Genomic DNA, 20478 nt, shown 5'->3' with positions numbered 1-20478 from the left:
TCTAGCGGGTGATCGACAATTCGGCCGGGGCTCCGGTCAGCGTGCGTTTCGGCGAGCAGGTGATGATCATGATCGCCAGCGTCAGGATGTAGGGCGCGGCGTTGAAGAGGTGATAGCCGGAGGTAACGCCGACCGATTGCAGTGCCGGTCCGAGCGCCGCGGCGCCGCCGAAGGCGAGCGAGGCCCAGAGGCAGAGCAGAGGATCCCAGCGCGCGAAGATCACGAGCGCCACCGCGGTGATGCCTTGGCCCGAGGAGAGGCCCTCGTTCCAGCTCCCGGGATAGAACAGCGACAGGAAGGAGCCGCCGATGCCGGCGAGGAAGCCGCCGACCATGGTCGCGCGCAGGCGGATCAGGAGCACGGAGTGGCCCATTGCACGCGCGGCGTCCGAGCTCTCGCCCGCAGTGCGGATGAGCAAGCCCCAGCGCGTGGTGCGGAAGGCCCAATAGAGGATCGGTGCCAGCGCGACGCCGATCAGGAACAGGACATTGACGCGCAGCGCGGCGCGGAGCTGCGGGATGTCGCTCCACCAGCCGAAATCGATCGCGGGCAGGCGCGGCGCGGTCGGTTCGATCAACGGCTTGCCGAGATAGAAGGCGAGGCCGGTGCCGAACAGCATCAGGGCGATGCCGACCGCGACGTCGTTGACGCGCGGCAGCGAGCAGATACCGGCATGCAGCGCGCCCAGAAGGGCGCCGGTGACGCCGGCGGCAAGCACCCCTAACCACGGCGATCCCGTGAGATACGAAATGCCATAGGCGCTCATTGCGCCCATCACCAGCGTGCCTTCAAGGCCGAGATTGATGCGCCCCGAACGCTCGGTGATGCATTCGCCCAGGCTCACGAACAGGAAGGGCGTGGAGACGCGGATGGCGCCGCCGAGCACGGCGAGCGGGACGGTCCAGAGTCCGATCGATCCGTCTGCCATCTCAGGATTTTCCCTTCAGGAAACCGATGCGGCCGTAGAGCGCATCGCTGGCGAGCACGAAGACGAAGATGATGCCCTGGAGTACCTGGACGGACGCGTCGGGCAGTCCGAGGCGGCGTTGCAGCAGGCCGCCGCTGGCGCTGATGCCGCCGAGCAGGATCGCGACAGGAATGATCGCAAGCGGATTTTGCCGCGCCAGGAAGGCAACCAGAATGCCGGTGAAGCCATAGCCGGCGGCGAGATTGGCGTTGGTACGGCCCTGCACGGCCGCAACCTCGACCATGCCGGCAAGTCCAGCGGCACCGCCGGCGAGGAAGCAGATGGTCAGGATGAGCTTGCTGACGCCGAGGCCGACGATCTTGGCGGCGCGGATATTGCCGCCTGCCACGCGCGCGGCGAAGCCGAACACGGTGTGATAGATCAGGATGTAAGCCGCGATCGCGGCGATCAGGCCGAAGACCAGGCCCCAATGCACGTCGGTGCCGGGGATCGAGCCGATCATGTTGGCGGCGCCGATCTCGCGGGTTGACGGCTTGTTGAGGCTCGCGGGGTCGCGCATCGCGCCTTCGACGAGATGGTTGAGGATCGCGAGCGCGATGTAGACCAGCAGCAGGCTCGAGATCGTTTCGTTGACGCCGCGATATTGGCGTAGCGCGCCCGCCAACATGATCCACAAGCCGCCGCCGATGACGCCGGCGCAGACCATGGCGATCTGGATGACGAGTGGCGGCATGCCCTGGAGTGCGAGCGCCGCGCTCGTCGCCGACAGCGCGCCGATCAGCAATGCGCCTTCGCCGCCGATGATGACCATGCCGAGTTGCGCCGGCAGCGCCGTGCAGAGCGCGGTGAGGATCAGGGGCGCAGCACGCGTCAGCGTGTTCTGCCAGGAGAACCAGGTGCCGAAGGCGCCGTAGTACATGTAGAAATAGAGGTCGAGCGGGTTCTTGCCGAACAGCATGACGAAGATGCCGAAAACCACGAGCGCGCCGGCAAGCGCCGCGCCCGGGATCAGGATATATTCGATCGTGCGGCCGTGGCGTTGGAGAAACCCCGGGTTGGCGGCCGGGGCAATTGTCCCGACCGCCTCGGCAGAATCTGCCGCTTCTGCTGTCACGAAGTCGCTCCGATCACGCCCTCGACGAGGTAGTCCATCTTCTCGAGCTCGGGATCCTTCTGGCCGCGATCGGTGCCGGCCGCGATCACCGTCTTGCCCTTGTTGTCGACCAGCCCACCCTTGAAGATGGCGTAGCCTCCGGCCGAGAGGAATTTTGCCTTGACCTCGTCGGCGTGCTTGCGCGCCTCGGCAGAGACTGCTTCGCCATAGGGCGAGGTCTTGACGATCTCCTCCTTGAGGCCGCCGCGGTAGAAGTTCGCAATGCTCTCGCCGGCGGCGATCATCTTCACAAACTTCGGATAGAGCGCTTCCCAATTCCATTCCGCGCCGGTCAGATACGCCTTCGGCGCAAGCGGCGACTGGTTGGTGTGATAGCCGCAGACGAAGGCGCCGCGGCGGGCGGCGTTCTCGACCATGGTCTTGGGGCCGTCGACGTGGCAGGTGAGAACATCGACGCCCTGGTCGATCAGGCTGTTGGTGGCCTCGGCTTCCTTGACCGGCATCGACCAGTCACCGGTGAAGATCACCTGCGTCGTGGCCTTCGGATTGGCGAGTTTCGCACCGAGAGCGAAGGCGTTGATGTTGCGCAGCACCTGCGGGATCGGTTTCGCAGCGACGAAGCCGAGCTTGCCGCTCTTGGAGGTGTAGCCGGCGACGATGCCGGAGATGTACTGGGCTTCGTCGATATAGCCGAAATAGCTGCCGGCGTTCTTCGGGTCCTTGTCGGTCCAGAGGCCGCCGCAATGCTCGAAGCGCAGCTTCGGGAACTTGTTGGCCATCTTGATCATGTGCGGATTGTAGTAACCGAACGATGTCGGGAAGAGCAGGGTGGCGCCATCGAGATTGATCATGGACTCGATCGTCTTCTCGACCGCGTCGGTCTCCGGCACCTTCTCTTCCTCGACAACCTTCAGTCCGGGAATCTTCTTCAGCGCCGCCGCGCCCTGTGCGTGGGCCTGGTTGTAGCCGTAGTCGTCGCGCGAGCCGACATAGATGAAGCCGATGGTCGTGTCGGCCGCGAAGGCCGGGCGGGCGCCAGCCGCCGCGCCGAGGGTGAGGGCGGCACCGCCCTGCAACAAGTGACGTCGTGAAATCCTGCCAAAATCCATTGCTTGCTCCCTTGGCGGCTGGACCGCCCTAATCTCGCGGCTGCGCCGGTCTGGCGTAGCCCGGAACCGAATGTCGCAAGCTTCGTGCCAGAGGCTCTGGAGCGGGCATTTCGATTTAGGCAATTGAAAACTATAAGATATATCTGCTGCTGAAATCCTGGTCAGGAAACCGGCAGATTAAATTATGAGCAGTATTGTTCGATTGTATGCAAGGTAGTTAAGCAGTCTTAACCCGCACTCGCATGTACATGAGGGCACCGGGGCGGTCGGCCGACCACCCGCATTCATGCTAACCACGCGCTGACTTGAAGCGGCGCCGGCGGCCTGAATTCGCTGGCACCGAACTTGTATCGATTGGGGTTGCGACCGCGGCGCGGTCTCCAGAATGGAAAGCTTGACCGAGATGGCTGCCGTGACTGCCGTTGAACATGCATCGCTCGGCGAGGAGATCGTGCGCCGGATCAACGAGCTCGCGGCGATCTCGGAAGAAGACGGCAAGCTCACCCGCATCTATCTCACGAAGGAACTGCGCACGGCCTCGGACCTCATCCTTGGCTGGATGCGTGAGGCCGGCATGAGCGCGCATCTCGATGCGATCGGCAATGTCTGCGGCCGCTACGACGGCGAGCGGCCGGGGGCGCCCTGCCTGATGCTCGGCTCGCATTACGACACGGTACGTGACGCCGGCAAATGGGATGGGCCGCTGGGCGTGATCACGGCGATCGCCTGCGTCGCCGAGCTCAACCGGCGCGGCACGCGCCTTCCGTTTGCGATCGAGGTGGTCGGCTTTGCCGACGAGGAAGGCGTGCGCTTCGCCTCGACCCTGCTCGGCAGCCGTGCGGTCGCCGGCACGTTCGACGAGAGCGTCCTGAATACGCGCGACCGCGACGGCGTCTCGATGCGCGACGCGCTCGTCAAATTTGGCCTCGACCCTGACCATATCGGCGCGGCCGCGCGCGCGCGGCGCGAGCTGCTGGCCTATCTTGAATTGCACATCGAGCAGGGGCCGGTGCTCGAAGCCCGCAATCTCCCTGTCGGCGTCGTGACCGCGATCGCGGGTGCGACGCGGCTGGCGGCCCGGCTCACCGGCATGGCTGGGCATGCCGGCACCGTGCCAATGGCGCTGCGCCGTGACGCGCTCAGTGGTGCTGCCGAATGCATTGGCGCGATCGAGCAGTTTTGCCGGACCGACGAGGGGGGCCTGGTTGGTACCGTCGGCTATATCCAGGCGAGGCCCGGCGCGACCAATGTCATTCCGGGCGAAGTATCCTTCACCATCGACATGCGCGCGCCGACCGACATGCATCGCAAGCGCGCGGTCGCCGACGTCGTCCGCCAGATCGAAGCGATCGCAAGGCGCCGGCAGCTGGCGCTTCAGCTCGACGTCACCCATGAGAACCGCACCGCACCTTGCGCGCCCTGGCTGAAGGATCAGATCGCACAGGCGATCGCCGCCGAAGGTTTTTCCGCATTCGAGCTGCCGAGTGGAGCAGGGCACGACGGCATGGCGATGATCGATATCGCTGATGTCGGCATGATCTTCGTCCGCTGCCGCGGCGGCATCAGCCATCATCCGGACGAGCATGTCGAGCTCGCCGACGCCGACGCCGGCGCACGGGTGCTGCTGCGGGTGGTCGAGAATTTCAGGCCGCGAGTGGGCTAAGCCCCCCGCAAGTCACCGGGTAGAGATACGAATCAGGCAGGGCTAGAATAGCGACTGCCCAGCTCCGGGATCACCAGACATCGGCCGACCTACACAGATGAACAGCGATATTTCCCTTTCATCCCATCGAGAGAACCGGTTTTACCAGGGCATGGCCGCGACCTTTGTCGCGAATGCGCTCCAGGCGGTCAATTTTCTCGGTGATCGCTTCCTGAGACAGTCGCATCATTCCTTGTCAGTCATCGAGGACCTTTACCGGCACTCGATGGACAGCGCCTTCTCGGTGACCGAGGCGTTCCTCGTCACGGGCGCACCGCACGCCTCAGCCTATTACCCGCGCGACTTTGCCTGGTTTTATCCCGACGTCCTCGACCCCGAGACCATCATGGATGCGCAGGACGCCGTGCGCCGGGCGCGCCTGCTCGAAAAGAGCGTGCGCCTGCTGCTGGAGGCGGTTCGCGCCGACGTCGTCACCACGACCATCGTTCCGGCGGGACGCGGCCGGTATCTCGGCGTGAACTATTTCTCGCGTCCTTCGGACACGCTGCTCGGCATTCTCGCTGGCCTCCGGCAGATGCTCTCCGCCGAGGAGCGGGCGTCGTCCTATCTGGCGATGTCGCAATGCGCGCATGCCGGTGGACTGTTGCTGGCCGAACACGGCGGCGATCTGAAGCGCGCGATCCTGAAGCTCGCAAGCGAGCTCGAGCCGTTCGAGGCTGACGGCGCCGGATATTTGCTGTGCGATGCCAGCGGGCCTCGCTCTGCGGCAACGGACACCCGCGCCGAGCGCCGGCGTTTTGTCACCAATGCCTGCGTCTACACGACCTTCATGTGGGGCGTGCAGCTCGGTGTGGTCGACGAGAGCGAGCTGAAGCGGCTGCTTGGGCGCGACCTCGGGCAGTATAAGCGGGACCTGCTCCGGCTGTTCGGCAAGGACGGCTATATCAGGCATTCGCTGGATGGAACGGCTGGCACGCCGGTGTTCCTGGTCGCGCTGGATTTCGTCAGCGTGCATCGCGGCTTCTGGGACATGAGCGATGCCAGCGAACGCGCGTTGTTTGCGGCCACGACGGATTTGATCATTGCCGAGCCGCGTTTCCGCATCCCCAGCACGTTCCACTTCCTGGTGTCGGCGGATAATCCGCGGAACAAGATGATCCACAAGATCGCGGCGCCGGCCTATCAGGGGCGTTCGTCCTGGCCGACGTTCAACGTCGAGTTCGCGGACCGTATGCTGGACTTTGACGAATTCGCGGGGACCGAGACCTACCGCGCCTGCGCGCAAGGGATATTGAAGGACATTCGCACCGCGACCGAAGTCCACGGCGGTTATCAAGAGCTGATCTCCGAGCAGGGCCTGAAATATCGCACCTGGGCCTACAAAGGCGCGGTGGCCCATTCCTGGTTTCCGCGTTTCCTGTCCGTCTGGAGCCGGGCGTTCGGAACGCCCTTGCTCCATTGGAATGATTGAAGGCGCCTCAACGAGTTTGCGGTTTCCCGCTCGCTCCGGGCCCTTCATGCGATCGAACCTCGGGTGAGATCGCCGGCAAGCCATTGGCAGCAATTCATAAGCGACGGCCAGTTGCGACAACGTGTCTCTGCACGTTGTCATAATCGCGTAATCCAAGTGACATCCTCGCGCAGCACTTCTGACAAGTGCGCCCCCTAGCTTGAAGTGCACTGAAACAATCTTTCAGCCTTCAGAAAAGAACAAAGGGTGTGCAATGCTTTCGAGAATGACACGACGTCTACGCGATCGCACCGTGGTCACCGCCGCGATCCTGTCGCTGATGGGATATGACGTTTATGCGGCCGACGCCAATTCGCTCGGGGGGAGCAACAGGAACGGCGATCGGACCGAGTCGCCGATCAAGCATGTGATCGTCATCCTCGGCGAAAACCGTACCTTCGACCACGTCTTCGCGACCTATGAACCGCACCGCCCGGGCGAGCGTGTCGACAACCTCCTTTCCAAGGGCATCATCACCAAGGATGGCTTGCCCGGACCGAACTACGCCAAGTCGGCGCAATTCTCCGCCGTGGTCAACAACACCTACTCCATCAACCCCGGCCAGAAGGCCCCTTACAACAACACGACCAACAAAGTTCAGGCGCCGGGAACCTCCTACGCGCCGCAATCCTGCTACACATCCGTCGATCAGGCCGCGCTCAATGGTCCGGGATGTCTCGCTACTCTGCAAGTCGCGGCGCAGGCCGACTATGGCCTCAGTAAGCAGGACCTGCCGCTGCTGACGACTGGCGCGACCGGTCTGCCCGGCAATTCGCCGGACTCGCGCGTCCTGGATTTCGACAATCTGCCAAATGGTGCCTATCCGCTGGTGACACTGGCGCAGGCCGGCGAAACTCCCACCAGCCTTTACAAGACCTACGGCGGCAGCCCGGTGCACCGGTTCTACCAGATGTGGCAAGAGCTAGACTGCGACGTCGCCAAGGCCACGCACCATAATCCGAGCGGCTGCCAGGCCGATCTCTTCACCTTTGTGGAATCGAGCGTCTCCTCGGGGAGCAACGGCAATCCGACCCCACACGCGCTGAAGGAAGGTGCGATCGCGCTCGGCTTCTACAACGTCGCCAGAGGCGACGCGCCTTATCTGACCGAGCTTGCGCGCAAGTACACGCTCAACGACAATTTCCATCAGAGCGTAATGGGTGGCACGTTCGCCAATCACATGATGATAGGCTACGCCGATGCTCTCTATTATGCCGACGACAAGGGCGATCCCGCTAAGCCCGACCACGTCCTGGTCCCCGGTTCCAATCCGCCGCAATATGTCAACGAGGTCGAGAATCCCAACCCGGCGCCTGGCACGAACAACTGGTATCTCAACGACGGCTATGGCGGTGGCAGCTATTCGAACTGCGCCGATCCGAGCCAGCCCGGCGTTGGCGCCGTCGTCACCTACCTCAACGCCATCCATGTGTCGCCGCGTTGTGCGCCTAACGCCTATTATCTCCTGAACAACTACGTTCCGGCCTATATCGGCAGCGGCGCCACCGACCCGATCAACAACGGTCCGTTCACCTTGCCGCCTGTCATCAAGCAGCGGCATATCGGCGATGCGCTGACCCAGGCCGATGTCTCCTGGGCCTATTTCGGCGAGCGTTGGAATGACTTCAAGACCGCCCCCGGAGAAGGCACCAATTTCGGCGCGCTGGACCCGGTCGCCTATCTCTATTGCAACATCTGCAATCCGTTCCTGTTCTCCGCCTCGGTCATGACCAATGCGGCACAGCGCAATGCGCATATGAAGGACACACTCGATTTCTACGACGCCATCGCGGACGGTAATCTTCCGGCCGTTTCGTTCGTCAAGCCGAGCACTTTCAACGACGGTCATCCGTCGTCGTCGCGTGTGGATATTTTCGAGGCGTTCACCAAGAACATCGTCGACAAGGTGAAGTCACACAAGGAACTGTGGAAGTCGACCGCCATCGTCATCACCATGGACGAAGGCGGCGGCTACTACGATTCCGGCTATATCCAGCCGGTCGACTTCTTCGGCGACGGCACACGGATTCCGTTGCTGGTCGTGTCGAAATATTCGCGCGGCGGACACGTGTCGCATGAATATGGCGATCACGTCTCCATCACCAAGTTCGTTGAGCGCAACTGGCATCTCAAGCCGCTCGGGCCCAAGACGCGCGACACGTTGCCCAACCCTGTAGCCTCGGATGACAATCCCTACGTTCCCGTCAACCGGCCTGCGATCGGCGATCTCTTCGGCAATTTCAATTTCGCCGATCGTCGCGACGATGATCGTGACGATGAGTGATCACAACTCATAATCTTAGACTTGTCGACCCGGAGGCTGACTTGCCACCGGGTCGATTTCATCACTCGTCGTTGCATGGAGCACTTTGCGTGAATGTTGCGCCCTCAGGAAGCGCCGCTTCGATCGATGCGGCGCGCGATGCGTTTGCCGGAGGCAAACTGGATGTCGCCGAGCAGATTTGCGCGGGCATTCTCGGACGGAATCCTTCCGAGTGGCGTGCCTGGGCATTGCTGACAGAAACTGCGCTGCTGCGAGGCCGGCACGATGCAGCAGCCGTCAGCGCCGATCGTACCGTCGCACTGGCGCCGACGAATCCGATTGCGCTGGTATTGCGCGCGAAATGCCTGTTCATGACCGGCGAGACACGTCAGGCCTGTGCGGCGACGGACGTCGCGGCACGGCATCTCGACGATACGCCGGATGCGCTCGATGCGGTTGGCGCGATGTTTGGTCTGCTCGGGCTACAGCAGCGGGCAAGAGAGCTCTTTCGTCGCGCCGTCCTCGGGCGGCCGGGCGTGCCGCAATATCTCTTCAACCTGGCTGCTGCCGAGCGGATGATCGGCGCACTCGGCGATGCCGAAGCGCATTGCGATGCGGCCGTTGCCTGCGACCGCCATTACGGCCTTGCGCACTATTTGCGATCGGACCTGCGTATTCAGAGCTCCAATCACAATCATATCGACGAGATGGAAGCGCTGATCGGTGAGGGAGGTTTGTCCGCCTCGAGCGAAATCATGCTCCGTTTTGCGCTCGGCAAGGAATACGAGGACGTCGAGCTCTGGGGGCGCGCCTTCGATCATGTCAAGGCGGGCTGCGATTTGCAGCGTCGATCGCTTCCCCGTGATCCGGCCGCCGAAATTGCCGAGATCGATGCCATCATCCAGGCGCACACGCGATGCTGGATCGATGCAGCGCCGAGCGGCTATGCCGACGCTGCGCCCGTCTTCGTCACCGGCCTGCCGCGCACCGGCACGACGCTGGTGGAGCGAATCATCGCGAGCCACTCGGCGATGGATTCCGCAGGCGAGACCGGCGCGTTCGCGGCTGAGATGCGCCGCGCGATTACGAAGCGTCCGGGCGGCCGCGACCCCGAAGGCATCGGCAGGCGCTATCTGGATTCAGCCGCGGCGCTTCGCGTGCCGGTCAATGTGCGTTTCATCGACAAAACGCTGGAGAACTACCTTTATTGTGGCCTCATTCACGCGGCGCTTCCGTCCGCGAAGATCATCCTCGTGCAACGGCATCCGATCGATTCGTGCTGGGCGATCTACAAGGCGCACTTCCGCGGCAAGTTCTCGTTCTCATATCAGCAGACCGAGCTTGCGGAGTATTATCTGGCGTACCGCCGTCTGTCGCGGCACTGGCGCGCTGTGCTGCCGCCGGATGTGCTCATGGAAATCAACTACGAGGATATTGTGCGGGATCAGACGGCGGCAAGCCAGCACATCATCCGCTTTCTCGGGCTGCCCTGGGAAGATGGGGTGATGCGCTTTCATGAAAGCCCGGCGCCATCGGCAACAGCCAGTGCCGTACAGGTGCGCCGACCGGTCTACGCCTCCTCGGTCGGCAAATGGCGTCACCATGCCGATCGGCTGAAACCGCTGCGCGAGCGCCTGGCGCGCGAGATTCCGGAGGCGGAGCTGGCATGACAACGCTGCGACCATCGCTGCTCCTCGTGATCGCGTCTGCCGTTCTCCTGGCCTTCGGTCAAGCTGCGTCGGCCGAAGTGAAGGTCGCAGGTGGGCCGGAGGCCGTGCACCTCGAAGTCCACGACGCTTCGCTCCAAGATGTGCTGGCGGCGCTGCAGGAGCACTTCAATCTGCGTTATCGCACCATCGATGCGCTCGATACGCAGACCACGGGGGTCTTCGATGGACCACTGCGGCGGGTGGTGGCTCGGCTCCTCAGCGGCCATGATTATGCGATGCAGGTCACCGCTGAGGGCGTCGACGTGCTGGTGCTGGCGCCGCAGCGATCCAGCACCGCCGTGGTCGCTGCGGTGACGCCGGCGAATGCGGCCAGGCCCCCGCTAACAGCAGCGGAGCGCAGCCATTTTGAGCGTGGGCACCTGCGCTAAGCGCCGCGGCCTAGCCCTCGGTCACGTCGACGAGCTCGCCGCCCCCGAGAACCTTGGTTGCCTTGGCGCGGTCGAGGTCGCCTTCCCAGGCGGCCACGACGACCGTCGCAACGCAATTGCCGATGAGGTTGCCGACTGCGCGGGCCATGCCGATGAACCAGTCGACCGACAGCACCAGCACGAGGCCGATCGCCGGAATGCTCGGCACTGCGTTCAGCGTCGCGGCCAGGATCACGATCGCCGAGCCCGGTACGCCATGCGCGCCCTTTGACGTGATCAGGGAGACGCCCAACACCAGCAGAAGATCGCCGAACGACAGTGGCGTGTTGGTGGCCTGCGCGATGAAGACGACGGCAAGCGTCAGGTAGATCGAGAAGGCGTCGAGGTTGAAGGAATAGCCGGTCGGAATGACGAGGCCGACGACGGAATCCTTCACCCCCATCCGCTCCAGCTTCTTCATGATCTGAGGAAGCACCGCGTCGGAGGAGGCGGTCGCGAGCACGATGGTCAGCTCCTCGCGCAGGTAGGAGAGGAACTTGAGGATGTTGATGCCGGCGAGTGCCATCACGCTGCCGAGCACGCCGAGGACGAAGATGCCGACCGAGACGTAGAACAGCATCACCAGCGAGACCAGCTGCTTCAGCGAGCCGACGCCATATTTGCCGACCGTGTAGGCGACCGCGCCCAGCACGCCGAGCGGGGCGACGCGGACGATCAGCCCCATGACGCGGAACAGCACGGTTGACGCCGCGTCGATAATCGACGTGACGAGCTTGCCCTTTTCTCCACCGACCAGCGCGAGGCCGACGCCAAACAGCACCGCGAAGAACAGCACCTGAAGCACGTCGTTGCGTGACAGCGCGTCGAACGACGTGCTGGGAATCACGTTGAGCAGGAAGGAGCCGATGCCGGCGCCTTGCAGCTTGTGGGCGTTGTCGGCATAGGTGTTGAGCGCCTTGGCATCGAGCGTCGAGGGATCGATGTTCATGCCATGGCCGGGACCGAAGAGGTAGGCGAGGATGAGCCCGACAACGAGCGCCACGGTGGTCATCACCTCGAAATAGAGCAACGCCTTGACGCCGACCCGCCCGACCTTCTTGAGATCGCCGGCGCCGGCAATGCCGTGCACGACGACGCAGAACACGATCGGCGCCACGATCATCGAGATCAGCTTCAGGAAGGCGTCGCTGAGGATCTTGAGGCTGATGGCGAAGTCCGGGGCGACCACGCCGAGGATGATGCCCAGGATCAGCGCCGCCAGAACCTGGACGAACAGCGAGGCGTAAAGTGGCTTGCGCTCTGCGGCCGGGGCCGCGGCAATGGTCGACATGACAAATCCCCCGTTTCAACGACGTCTTGATCGTTAATAGGAGCAACAACCGTGCCAGAATGTCGCGTCTTTTGCAGAAAGCGGGCTATTCGGCCGCTTTCGCCGTCTTGCCGTACATCCGGCTCGGGGTCGGGAACCCGCAGGAGCTGCCGTCGGTGATCTTTACCTGATCTTCCCATGGCAGCCGGTAGGTGCCCGCGACCATGTCCTGCATGAAGGTGTAGGGGCAGTCCATTGCGCCGCCCTTCACCGCGACATAGCCGCGGTGCCAGATCTGGTAGATGTTGTTTTCGACGCCCCAGTTGATGCGGGCCTCGCGCACGAGATCGGGTCGCACTTCTGCTGTGATGATCTCGTCCGCCCGGCCATTGGTGCCGTGGGCCAGCATGGTGCCGTCGAAATTGACGATCATGCCTTCGCCCATGGAATCGAACGAGCCGTCCGAGCCGCACATGCAGACGTTGGCCGTCACCATCAAGTTCTGGAACGAATTGGCCTGGTTGGTGAAGCGCCAAGCCTCGCGGATCGGCGCAGTGTAGCCGGCGATCCGGATCATGATCTCAGCGCCCTTATAGGCGCATTCGCGCGCCATCTCCGGGAACATGCCGTCATGGCAGATGATGAGCGCGATCTTCGCGCCGTTCGGTCCCTCGATCACGGGAATGCCGATATCGCCCGGCTCCCACGGCTCGACCGGAATCCAGGGATGGAGTTTTCGGTAATAGAGCTTGATCTCGCCGTGGTCGTCGATGATCAGGCCCGAATTGTAGGGGTTACCATGCGGGTTGAACTCCATGATGGAGAAGCAGCCCCAGATCTTGTTGTCGATGCAGGCCTTCTTGAATGCCGCGACCTCGGGCCCGTCGAGCCGGCACATGATCTCGGGATTGGTGTCCATCGAGAGGCCGTGCAGCGAGTATTCGGGAAACACCACCATATCCATGGTGGAGAGATTGCGGCGCGCCTTGCCGACCATCCAGACGATGCGCTCGGTCTGCTTGGCGAGATCGGCCTTGGTCACGACGACCGGCAATTGCAATTGAACCAGTCCGATGACCACGCCCTCAGGCGATTTGTTCAACCCGCCAAGCCCGTTCATGATCAGCTCCCTCCGTCGGCTTCCTTGCCGTCCGCGCGACGCCGTTGCGCGCAGTTCTCGGCAGAGCAGATCCGATTTTGGCAGCGCGCAAAAGTCCATTTTTCAGGCGGCAGGCATAGCCGTGCCCGCATGGGCCGCCCGGCCCCAGAGCATGCCGACGCCCATTGTCGCGGCGGCGTGTGCCTCAAGTCTCGGCTTGACCCTCCAATCCGCCTGATGTCAGACTTATGACATGAGTACAGCAAAGCGACATGTCGTCAGCCTCCGCGACGAATATGCCGAGATGACGCGGCAGCGCATCGTCGCGGCTTTTGTCGAGACGCTGGAGGACGAGGCGGCGGACGACATTTCCATGGCCGCGGTCGCCAAGCGCGCAAAAGTGGCCGAGCGTACCATCTACCGGCACTTCAAGACCCGCGCTGAGCTATTTGCGGCGGCCGGCGAGTGGATCGAGGACAACGTCTTCAGCTATATTCCCTTCACCTCGCCCGACGAGCTGCCGGAGATTTTCCGCAAGCTGTGCAAGCGGTTCGACCGTCATCCGCATCTGGCGCGTGCCATTGCGATGACGCGGGCCGGCCGCCGGGTGCGTGCCGGCTTCCGGCGGCACCTGATCGAGCAGCATCGCAAGGCGATGGCGCCGCTGGCGCGGCACCTCCCCGCAAAGGAGGTCCGCCAGGCGGAGGCGGTCGCGTCCTATCTCAACAACGTGCTGGCCTGGAATGCGATGCGTGAGGACTTTGGCATGTCCAGCGTCGAGATCGCCGACACGGTCGAGTGGGCGCTCACGACCCTTCTGAAGGATGTCCGTCAGCGCGATGCCGCTGCGGCGCGCAACGGCAAGGCTGGCAAATCGCCGCGCAAGCGAACCACCGCGCGCGAGAGCGCCGGCGTAGAGTGAGGCAGGCCATGAATGCAATCCCCGACGACCTCCTGATCAACGCGCCCGACGAGGTTCGCATCCGCCAGGACCTGGTGCTGACGGCGCTCGGCCGGCGCCCGGCCGATCGCTCCTTGCGGGTCGGCAGATTGCTCGATGTGCACAGCCGCACCTGGAGCGAGGATCAGGAGATCGTCTTCAAGGGCCGGCGCATTGCCTGGGTCGGGCCGGCCGGCAGCTATCCCGGCGAGGTCCGCGAGCGCGTGCATCGGCCGGATCTTGCGGCCGTCCCCGGCTTCGGCGAGGTGCACAAGCACATCGAAAGCTCGCATCTGACGCCGGAATGGGAGGCGGCACTGGTGCTGCCCCATGGCAATACCTGGACCTGCGAGGCGAGCCACGAGTTCTCCAACGTCAACGGCGCGCGTAATCTCGAATTCTGGTTCGAGGCACGCCGCCGCGGCTCACCGCTCAAGATCTTTCCGCAGCCTGGATCGGCGGTGCCGCCGACGGCCTACGAATGGGGTGGCGGCTGGTATGGCCACGACGAGCAGGCTCGCTTCATGGGTGAGAGCCTGATGGTCACCGGGCTCGACGAGGTCATGGATTGGCCGGCGGTGTGGAATCCCGACAATCCCTCCTACAAGCGGCTCTGGGGCATGATCGAGGCGACCTTCGCAGCACGCGGCGTCGTCGAAGGCCACGCCTCCGGCCTGCGGGACCTGCCTTCCATCAACGCCTTCGCCGCGGCGGGGCTCGCCTCCGACCACGAAGTGCAGACTCCGGAAGAGACCTGGGACAAGCTCACCCGCGGCTTGTTCGTCGAGCTGCGTGTCTACGCGATGGATGAGATCGTGAAATGGCTGCTCGCGAAGGGTCTGCAGGACTGGTCGCAGATCGCGTTCACCACCGATGACCGCAGCGCCAGCCACACGCTCGAGCTCGGCGCCAGTGATCACAATGCGCGGGTTGCGATCGAAGCCGGTCTTGCGCCTGAAATCGCAATCCAGTGTCTCACCATCAACCCGGCGCGGCATATGCGCATCACGCCGTTCGTCGGCAGTCTGGCCCCGGGGCGTTTCGGCGACGTCGTGCTGCTCTCGGACGTCGCCAAGCTCGCGATCGCCGAGGTGTGGGCCGATGGCGCGCAGGTCTCCGAGGGCAAGCGCTATCTTGGTCAGGTGCCCGAAATCCAGTGGCCGGATTGGGCAACGCAGACGATCAACATCAAGCGTTCGATCAAGCTTCAGGATTTCGAACTGCCGGCCGAGCCTGGCCGTGCCACGATGAAGGCGGCGGTGATCCGTCCCTTCCATTGGCATCCCGAATTCTACACCCTCGAGCTGCCGGTACGTGACGGTGCCGTGCAGCGCAACGAGAGCGAGGCCATCACCAAATTCGCCATCGTCGATCGCTTTTCCGGCGATGGGCGCGTCGCAAAGATGTTCTGGCGCGGCTGTGGTCCGCGCACGCCGGAGACAGCTGTTGCCTGCTCGGTGGCGCACGACAAGCACAACATCTGGGTGGTCGGCTCGTCCGACGCGGCGATGGCGAAGGCGGTCAACGCGCTGATCGAGCTTCAGGGCGGCTGGGCGCTGGTGCGCGAGGGCGAGCTCGTTGCCACCGTGCGTTTCGAGGTCGGCGGGCTGATGAGCTGCCGTTCGGCGCAGGCGCTCGATGACGAGATGCAGGCGCTTTATGCGGAAGGTCGCAAGGTCGACTGGATGTACGAGCCGACGTTCCGGCCGCGCTGGTATCCGGGATTTCCGGAGAGGCTCATGTTTGCGACGCTGACCTGTGCGCCCTGGAGCTGGGTGCTGGTGGCGCCGTGCGAGCAGGCGCCGCTCGGCTTCATCAATGTGCAGACGGGCGAAGCGCACCCGGTGGTCTGGTAGGGGAGAACTGGGATGAACGAGATGACGAAGCCGCAAGCCGCTCCTGCCGAGCCGGCACCGCGCGCAGCCTCGGGACTGCTTGATCGTACCTTTGACCTCACCGGGCGTGGCACGAGCGTCGGTCGCGAGGTGATGGCCGGCGCGACGACGTTTGCGGCGATGGCCTATATCATCGCCGTCAACCCTGCGATCATGTCCAACGCCGGAATGGACCGTGCCGATCTCGTCAGCGCCACCGCGCTCGCCGCGATCGTCGGCTCGGTAATGATGGGGCTGTGGGCCAATCTGCCGCTTGCGGTGGCGCCTGCGATGGGCTCGAACGTCATCTTCACCTATGTCATCGTCAAGCAGATGGGGATGCCCTGGCAGGGCGCACTCGCCATGGTCGCCTTCACCGGCGTGCTGTTCCTGATCCTCAGCCTGTCGAAGCTGCGCGAGAAAGTCGCAAAGGACGTGCCGGAAGCGCTGAAGATTGGCATCCAGGCTGCGGTCGGCACCCTCATCGTCTTCATTGCGCTACGGGGCGCCGGATTCGTGGTCCAGAACCCGTCGACCTATATCGCCATGGGCTCCTTGCGCAGCCCGCCGGTGCTGCTGACGCTGTTCGGCCTCCTGCTCACCCCGGTGCTGGTGGTGCGCCGGGTGCCGGCGGCGCTGATCCTGTCGATCGCGGTGCTCACGCTGATCGGCTTCTTCGTCCCAGGCGCCAACGGCAAGATGGTGACGTCAGTGCCATCAGCCATCATGGCTTGGCCGCGCTGGCCGACCAGCACCTTTATGGCGCTCGACATCGGCTATCTCTTCAGCCATTTCGTCGTGGCCCTGCCGCTGCTGTTCTATTTCCTGTGCGCCGAATTCTTCTCGACGCTGGGCACGCTGATCGGCGTGACGGGGGCCGCCAATTTGCGCAAACCCGATGGCTCGATCCCGAATGCTACCGCCGCCTTTGCGACCGACGCGACGGCTTCAATTGTCGGACCGTTGCTAGGGACCTCCGTCGTCACGGCCTACATCGAATCCATCACCGGCGTGCAGGCGGGCGGTCGCACCGGCCTGACCTCGCTGACAGTTGCGGGATTCTTCTTCCTTGCGCTGTTCTTCTGGCCGATCTTCGTCATCATCCCGCCGCAAGCGACTGCGCCCGCACTGGTGCTCGTCGGCGTGCTCATGATGCAAGGACTTGCCCGCATCGACATGACCGATCTCGTCAACGCGGTCCCGATCGTGCTGACGCTGCTCGTCACCGTGCTGACCAACAACCTCATCAACGGAATGGCGCTGGGCACGCTGAGCTACATCGCTCTCGAAGTGGCGGTCGGCCGGCGGTCGCAGATTCCGGCGATGGTGTGGGGACTCGGGGTCGTGTTCGTCGCATATGCGATCGTGATCGCACAGATCTTTTGACGCGTGCGTCAAGCCGCGAGGTCCAGCAGTCGACACGATCCGCGCACGAGCACCTTGCGTCCGATGGGGGTCATCGCGGGCACGCCATCATCAATGACAACGAGACCAAGCTTGACCAGGCTGTCGACGAGATAGGCCTTCGCGAGGCGATTGTTCGCTACGGGATTACGAAGTGTGCGCAGGGCTGCCCATTGATCCGGCGAAAGATCGAAGTCGAAATCGTCGTTCATGTTGCCTCAAGCGATAGTCACGTTCGCGCGCCCCTGTTAGCGGCGCTGCATGAAGACCGTGCGACGACAATGAGTCGGGAATTCGGTGAGCTGTTTAGAATTTCTCTTCACGAATTGCCGCAGTCTATTGCGCCACAATAGTTAAGATCGCCTGGACACGATGATTGTCCCGATCATTGATCACTAATTGATGATCTTCACTTGATGTTGCGCTGCGGCGGCCGCAGTGCATGGGAAGCGCTGCTGTCTCATTCTGCGTCGCGATATGCATGGAAACGGTGAGACGCCGGGTTCGTGATTCTGCTACGCTGATTCGCGGGGAATGGCTTCACACGACAAGGAGTGTGAGTGCATGAAAAGGCTGGTGGAGATTCGTAGTCAGGAATCCCTGTGTCGCGAGCGTGCGGCGCGCGATTTTGAGCGTCGGGTTTTCTGGCTTACACAGGCCCGGGAATGGGAACAGCGCGCGCTCGACGAAATTGCCTATCACTTTCGCGAGTGCAATGTCGTTCATGCGGAGCTTGCGCGAAGCTGACGTTGGCGTGAGCTGAGGACTTACTGGTAAGTCGCAACGATATCGGAGACCGCGCGCTCGAGCTGCTGCGCGGTGGCGCATTGCCGGACCACGCTGCAAAAGGTCGCATAGCGCGGCATCTCGGAATCCCCAAAGCCCCAGGCGAGCCGTCCCTCGGGATTGAGCCAGACTAGTCGCTTCGAACGTTCGGAGACGCGGCGCAGAATGTCCGCACGTGGGTCGAGATTGTTGCTGCGGGCATCGCCGAGCACGATCACCGTGGTCTGCGGCGTCAGTGTGCCCATGAAGTCCTTTTCGAAATCGACCAGCGAAGAGCCGTAATCGGACGAGCCGAAGCCGACCTTGGACATGATCTCGGCCATCGCCTCTTCGGGCGACTTCTTCTCCAGGATCTCGCTGACCTCGATCAGATGCGACGAGAATGCGAAGGAGCGGACGTCGTCGACCACCTCGTGCAGCGAGTGGATCAGGAGCAAGAAGAAGTCGGAGACCTGCGCGACCGAGCCGGAGACGTCGCAGATCGCCACGATCTTCGGCCGGTCGCGGTGCTTGCGCTTCCACGCGGTGAGGAAGGGCACGCCACCCCAGGCAGCGTTGCGGCGAAGCGTGCGGCGGACGTCGAGATGGCCGCGGCGCTGGCGCTTGCGCGGTTTCGAATAGCGCTCGCGCAGCCGCCGCGCAATCTGGCGGATCAGTGCGCGCATCTCCGCAACGTGACGCCGCTCGATGCGCGCGAGGGGCGCATTGCGGAGGATCTCGTTGCGAAGGTTCTCGGCCTCTTCGCGCGCATAGAGCGCAAGCCCTTGTGAGACGGTGTCGCGCACGGCCTCGCGCAGGCCATCGAGCGCGGCCCGCAGGCGCTCGGCCAGCGCGGGATTGGTTGCCGTCAATTCATCGAGATCGTCGCGCAGGCGCTGAAGGCCCATGGCGTCGAGGATGCGGCTGGAGAAGATGCCGCGCTGGGTGGAGTAGCGAATGTCGGAGAGCGAAGCTGCGCCGGAGGCGCTGGCGATGGCGGCCGAGATCGCATTGCGATCCTGCGACATCAGCATTTGTGCAAGTGGACCCAATGCTTCGGAAGGATGTCCTTCGCCCGCATCGCCGGCCGAGCTTGAGGAGGGCGATTGGTCCGAGTCCCGAGGGGCGTCGTCTGCATTGTCGGCTTCAGGCTGATCCTGTCGCGGCTCGGGCTGGCTGAAGAACAGATCAAAGCAGTCGCCGAGCGCGAGCTTCTCGTCCTGCGACTTGGCGAGCGTCAGAAGCAGCGCGTCGCGCAGGACAGCGCGATCGGTGAAACCGACCTGCGCGACGGCGCGCATCGCGTCGATGCTTTCGGCGGGCGAGACGTGAACACCTGCACCCCGCGCAGCTCGAAAGAAACGATGAAGGTTCTCGCGCATCGGACGTCAACCGAAGACGTTGGACCGGGCCGCCTTGGCAATGAAGGTGGTGATTTGCGGGTGGGCTGCCTCGATATCGGCCTCGTATTTCAGGAGCACGTTGAGCGTGTCCTTGACCATCTCGGTGTCGAGCTCGGTGGCCTGCAGCAGCACCAGCACGCGCGCCCAGTCGATCGTCTCGCTCACCGAGGGCAGCTTCTTCAAATCCAGCGAGCGGATCTCGTGGATGAAACCGACCATCTGCCGGCGCAGGGTCTGCGAGATGCCGGGGACGCGGCTCTCGACGATGCGCTCCTCCAGCCGCTGCTCGGGGAAGCCGATATGCAGATGCAGGCAGCGCCGCTTCAAGGCGTCGCCGAGATCGCGCTCGCTGTTGGAGGTGAGGATCACCGTCGGCGGCGTGATCGCCGAGACGGTGCCGAGCTCGGGGATCGTGACCTGGAAGTCGGAGAGGATTTCCAGCAGCAGCGATTCGAATTCGGCATCGGACTTGTCGATCTCGTCGATCAGGAGCACGCAGCCGCCCGGCTGCTCCAGCGCCTGGAGAAGGGGGCGCGGCTCGACGAATTCTTTGGAGAAGAACACGTCGCCGAAATCATGAAGCTGTTCGAGCGCAGCGTGCAGTGTCTGCGCGCCGCCAAGAACTTCGCCGAGCTTATCCTTGAGGATTTGCGTGTAGAGAAGCTGCTTGGCGTATTTCCACTCATAGAGCGCCTTGGCCTCGTCGAGGCCTTCGTAGCACTGCAGGCGGATCATCTTCAGGCCGCGCCAGGCGGCTATCGCCTTGGCAAGCTCGGTCTTGCCGACACCGGCAGGGCCCTCGACCAGGATCGGCTTTTCGATCTGCTCCGACAAATAAACGGCGGTCGCGATCTGGCGGCTCGCGATATAGCCTTGCGCGGCGAGGCCGCTCTCCACTGCCTCGATCGAGGTCGAGGCCTTCTGTTCAGCCACGAAAGGGCGCTCCCAAAGGACTTGCTTGAGGCTTGTTCTGCCTGCGTTCCCGGCAAAGAACAAGCC

General features: G+C 63.4%; 17 protein-coding genes. 9 read left to right on the top strand and 8 right to left on the bottom strand.

What is annotated here, in order from left to right:
• Position 1: 1 nt before the first annotated feature.
• The 3 genes from FXB38_RS24170 to FXB38_RS24160 are packed head-to-tail and all read right to left on the bottom strand — an operon-like array spanning position 2 to position 3151.
• Positions 2-928 carry an ABC transporter permease gene (locus FXB38_RS24170; RefSeq protein WP_148753461.1) on the bottom strand — a complete coding sequence of 309 codons (927 nt, stop codon included), beginning with the start codon at positions 926-928 and terminating at the stop codon, positions 2-4.
• Between the two features lies 1 nt (position 929).
• Positions 930-2042, bottom strand: a complete 1113-nt coding sequence (locus FXB38_RS24165; RefSeq protein ID WP_148753460.1) for an ABC transporter permease — start codon at positions 2040-2042, stop codon at positions 930-932.
• Positions 2039-3151, bottom strand: coding sequence for a BMP family ABC transporter substrate-binding protein (locus FXB38_RS24160; protein WP_148753459.1), 1113 nt, complete (start codon positions 3149-3151; stop codon positions 2039-2041). Before FXB38_RS24160 ends, FXB38_RS24165 begins: the two co-directional genes overlap by 4 nt.
• 403 nt (positions 3152-3554) lie before the next feature.
• Between FXB38_RS24160 and FXB38_RS24155 the strand changes: the two genes are divergently transcribed.
• The 5 genes from FXB38_RS24155 to FXB38_RS24135 all read left to right on the top strand — a co-directional run bounded on the left by FXB38_RS24155 (position 3555) and on the right by FXB38_RS24135 (position 10685).
• Positions 3555-4814: an allantoate amidohydrolase gene (locus FXB38_RS24155; RefSeq protein ID WP_187435112.1), complete on the top strand. Its 1260-nt coding sequence runs from the start codon at positions 3555-3557 to the stop codon at positions 4812-4814.
• A 97-nt stretch (positions 4815-4911) separates the two neighbouring features.
• On the top strand, positions 4912-6285 hold the full coding sequence (locus FXB38_RS24150) for a hypothetical protein (RefSeq protein ID WP_148753457.1): 1374 nt from the start codon (positions 4912-4914) through the stop codon (positions 6283-6285).
• 265 nt (positions 6286-6550) lie between these two features.
• Positions 6551-8608 carry an alkaline phosphatase family protein gene (locus tag FXB38_RS24145; RefSeq protein ID WP_246230089.1) on the top strand — a complete coding sequence of 686 codons (2058 nt, stop codon included), beginning with the start codon at positions 6551-6553 and terminating at the stop codon, positions 8606-8608.
• 89 nt (positions 8609-8697) lie between these two features.
• Positions 8698-10257, top strand: a complete 1560-nt coding sequence (locus FXB38_RS24140; protein WP_187435111.1) for a tetratricopeptide repeat-containing sulfotransferase family protein — start codon at positions 8698-8700, stop codon at positions 10255-10257.
• Positions 10254-10685, top strand: a complete 432-nt coding sequence (locus FXB38_RS24135) for a hypothetical protein (protein ID WP_148753454.1) — start codon at positions 10254-10256, stop codon at positions 10683-10685. Before FXB38_RS24140 ends, FXB38_RS24135 begins: the two co-directional genes overlap by 4 nt.
• 10 nt (positions 10686-10695) lie before the next feature.
• On the opposite strand, the gene FXB38_RS24130 is transcribed toward FXB38_RS24135, so the two are convergent.
• On the bottom strand, positions 10696-12015 hold the full coding sequence (locus tag FXB38_RS24130) for a dicarboxylate/amino acid:cation symporter (protein ID WP_148753453.1): 1320 nt from the start codon (positions 12013-12015) through the stop codon (positions 10696-10698).
• 85 nt (positions 12016-12100) lie between these two features.
• Positions 12101-13114 (bottom strand): formamidase, encoded by a 1014-nt coding sequence (locus FXB38_RS24125; protein WP_148753452.1) that lies wholly within the window; start codon positions 13112-13114, stop codon positions 12101-12103.
• A gap of 232 nt (positions 13115-13346) precedes the next feature.
• On the opposite strand from FXB38_RS24125, the gene FXB38_RS24120 reads away from it, so the two are divergent.
• The 3 genes from FXB38_RS24120 to FXB38_RS24110 are packed head-to-tail and all read left to right on the top strand — an operon-like array spanning position 13347 to position 17293.
• Positions 13347-14015 carry a TetR/AcrR family transcriptional regulator gene (locus FXB38_RS24120; RefSeq protein WP_148753451.1) on the top strand — a complete coding sequence of 223 codons (669 nt, stop codon included), beginning with the start codon at positions 13347-13349 and terminating at the stop codon, positions 14013-14015.
• A gap of 8 nt (positions 14016-14023) precedes the next feature.
• A complete protein-coding gene (locus tag FXB38_RS24115) occupies positions 14024-15889 on the top strand; it encodes an adenine deaminase (RefSeq protein WP_187435110.1) in 1866 nt (621 codons plus the stop codon).
• A 12-nt stretch (positions 15890-15901) separates the two neighbouring features.
• Complete coding sequence (locus FXB38_RS24110) at positions 15902-17293, top strand: NCS2 family permease (protein WP_148753449.1); 1392 nt, start codon at positions 15902-15904, stop codon at positions 17291-17293.
• Positions 17294-17301: 8 nt separating this feature from the next.
• Here FXB38_RS24110 and FXB38_RS24105 read toward each other — a convergent pair whose 3' ends face one another.
• A complete protein-coding gene (locus FXB38_RS24105; RefSeq protein ID WP_148753448.1) occupies positions 17302-17523 on the bottom strand; it encodes a hypothetical protein in 222 nt (73 codons plus the stop codon).
• A gap of 352 nt (positions 17524-17875) precedes the next feature.
• Here FXB38_RS24105 and FXB38_RS24100 point away from each other — a divergent pair, with 352 nt between their 5' ends.
• Positions 17876-18058 (top strand): hypothetical protein, encoded by a 183-nt coding sequence (locus tag FXB38_RS24100; protein ID WP_148753447.1) that lies wholly within the window; start codon positions 17876-17878, stop codon positions 18056-18058.
• Positions 18059-18078: 20 nt separating this feature from the next.
• Here the strand turns inward: FXB38_RS24100 and FXB38_RS24095 are convergent, their stop codons facing one another.
• Both FXB38_RS24095 and FXB38_RS24090 read right to left on the bottom strand, forming a co-directional pair.
• On the bottom strand, positions 18079-19458 hold the full coding sequence (locus tag FXB38_RS24095; RefSeq protein WP_148753446.1) for a vWA domain-containing protein: 1380 nt from the start codon (positions 19456-19458) through the stop codon (positions 18079-18081).
• Positions 19459-19464: 6 nt separating this feature from the next.
• A complete protein-coding gene (locus FXB38_RS24090; RefSeq protein ID WP_148753445.1) occupies positions 19465-20412 on the bottom strand; it encodes an AAA family ATPase in 948 nt (315 codons plus the stop codon).
• Between the last annotated feature and the right edge of the window lie 66 nt (positions 20413-20478).

Origin of the sequence: Bradyrhizobium cytisi (assembly GCF_008123515.1) — a bacterium.
GTDB lineage: Bacteria > Pseudomonadota > Alphaproteobacteria > Rhizobiales > Xanthobacteraceae > Bradyrhizobium > Bradyrhizobium cytisi.
The sequence above is the reverse complement of the archived record's forward strand: the minus strand, read 5'-3'. Positions and strand labels throughout refer to the sequence as shown.

What these genes read in the sequence shown, in the direction of transcription:
- FXB38_RS24125 (WP_148753452.1), bottom strand. Translation starts at nt 13,114, where the DNA reads ATGAACGGGCTTGGCGGGTTGAACAAATCGCCTGAGGGCGTGGTCATC.
- FXB38_RS24135 (WP_148753454.1), top strand. Translation starts at nt 10,254, where the DNA reads ATGACAACGCTGCGACCATCGCTGCTCCTCGTGATCGCGTCTGCCGTT.
- FXB38_RS24100 (WP_148753447.1), top strand. Translation starts at nt 17,876, where the DNA reads ATGAAAAGGCTGGTGGAGATTCGTAGTCAGGAATCCCTGTGTCGCGAG.
- FXB38_RS24095 (WP_148753446.1), bottom strand. Translation starts at nt 19,458, where the DNA reads ATGCGCGAGAACCTTCATCGTTTCTTTCGAGCTGCGCGGGGTGCAGGT.
- FXB38_RS24170 (WP_148753461.1), bottom strand. Translation starts at nt 928, where the DNA reads ATGGCAGACGGATCGATCGGACTCTGGACCGTCCCGCTCGCCGTGCTC.
- FXB38_RS24145 (WP_246230089.1), top strand. Translation starts at nt 6,551, where the DNA reads ATGACACGACGTCTACGCGATCGCACCGTGGTCACCGCCGCGATCCTG.
- FXB38_RS24120 (WP_148753451.1), top strand. Translation starts at nt 13,347, where the DNA reads ATGAGTACAGCAAAGCGACATGTCGTCAGCCTCCGCGACGAATATGCC.
- FXB38_RS24110 (WP_148753449.1), top strand. Translation starts at nt 15,902, where the DNA reads ATGAACGAGATGACGAAGCCGCAAGCCGCTCCTGCCGAGCCGGCACCG.
- FXB38_RS24150 (WP_148753457.1), top strand. Translation starts at nt 4,912, where the DNA reads ATGAACAGCGATATTTCCCTTTCATCCCATCGAGAGAACCGGTTTTAC.
- FXB38_RS24155 (WP_187435112.1), top strand. Translation starts at nt 3,555, where the DNA reads ATGGCTGCCGTGACTGCCGTTGAACATGCATCGCTCGGCGAGGAGATC.
- FXB38_RS24115 (WP_187435110.1), top strand. Translation starts at nt 14,024, where the DNA reads ATGAATGCAATCCCCGACGACCTCCTGATCAACGCGCCCGACGAGGTT.
- FXB38_RS24160 (WP_148753459.1), bottom strand. Translation starts at nt 3,151, where the DNA reads ATGGATTTTGGCAGGATTTCACGACGTCACTTGTTGCAGGGCGGTGCC.
- FXB38_RS24130 (WP_148753453.1), bottom strand. Translation starts at nt 12,015, where the DNA reads ATGTCGACCATTGCCGCGGCCCCGGCCGCAGAGCGCAAGCCACTTTAC.
- FXB38_RS24105 (WP_148753448.1), bottom strand. Translation starts at nt 17,523, where the DNA reads ATGAACGACGATTTCGACTTCGATCTTTCGCCGGATCAATGGGCAGCC.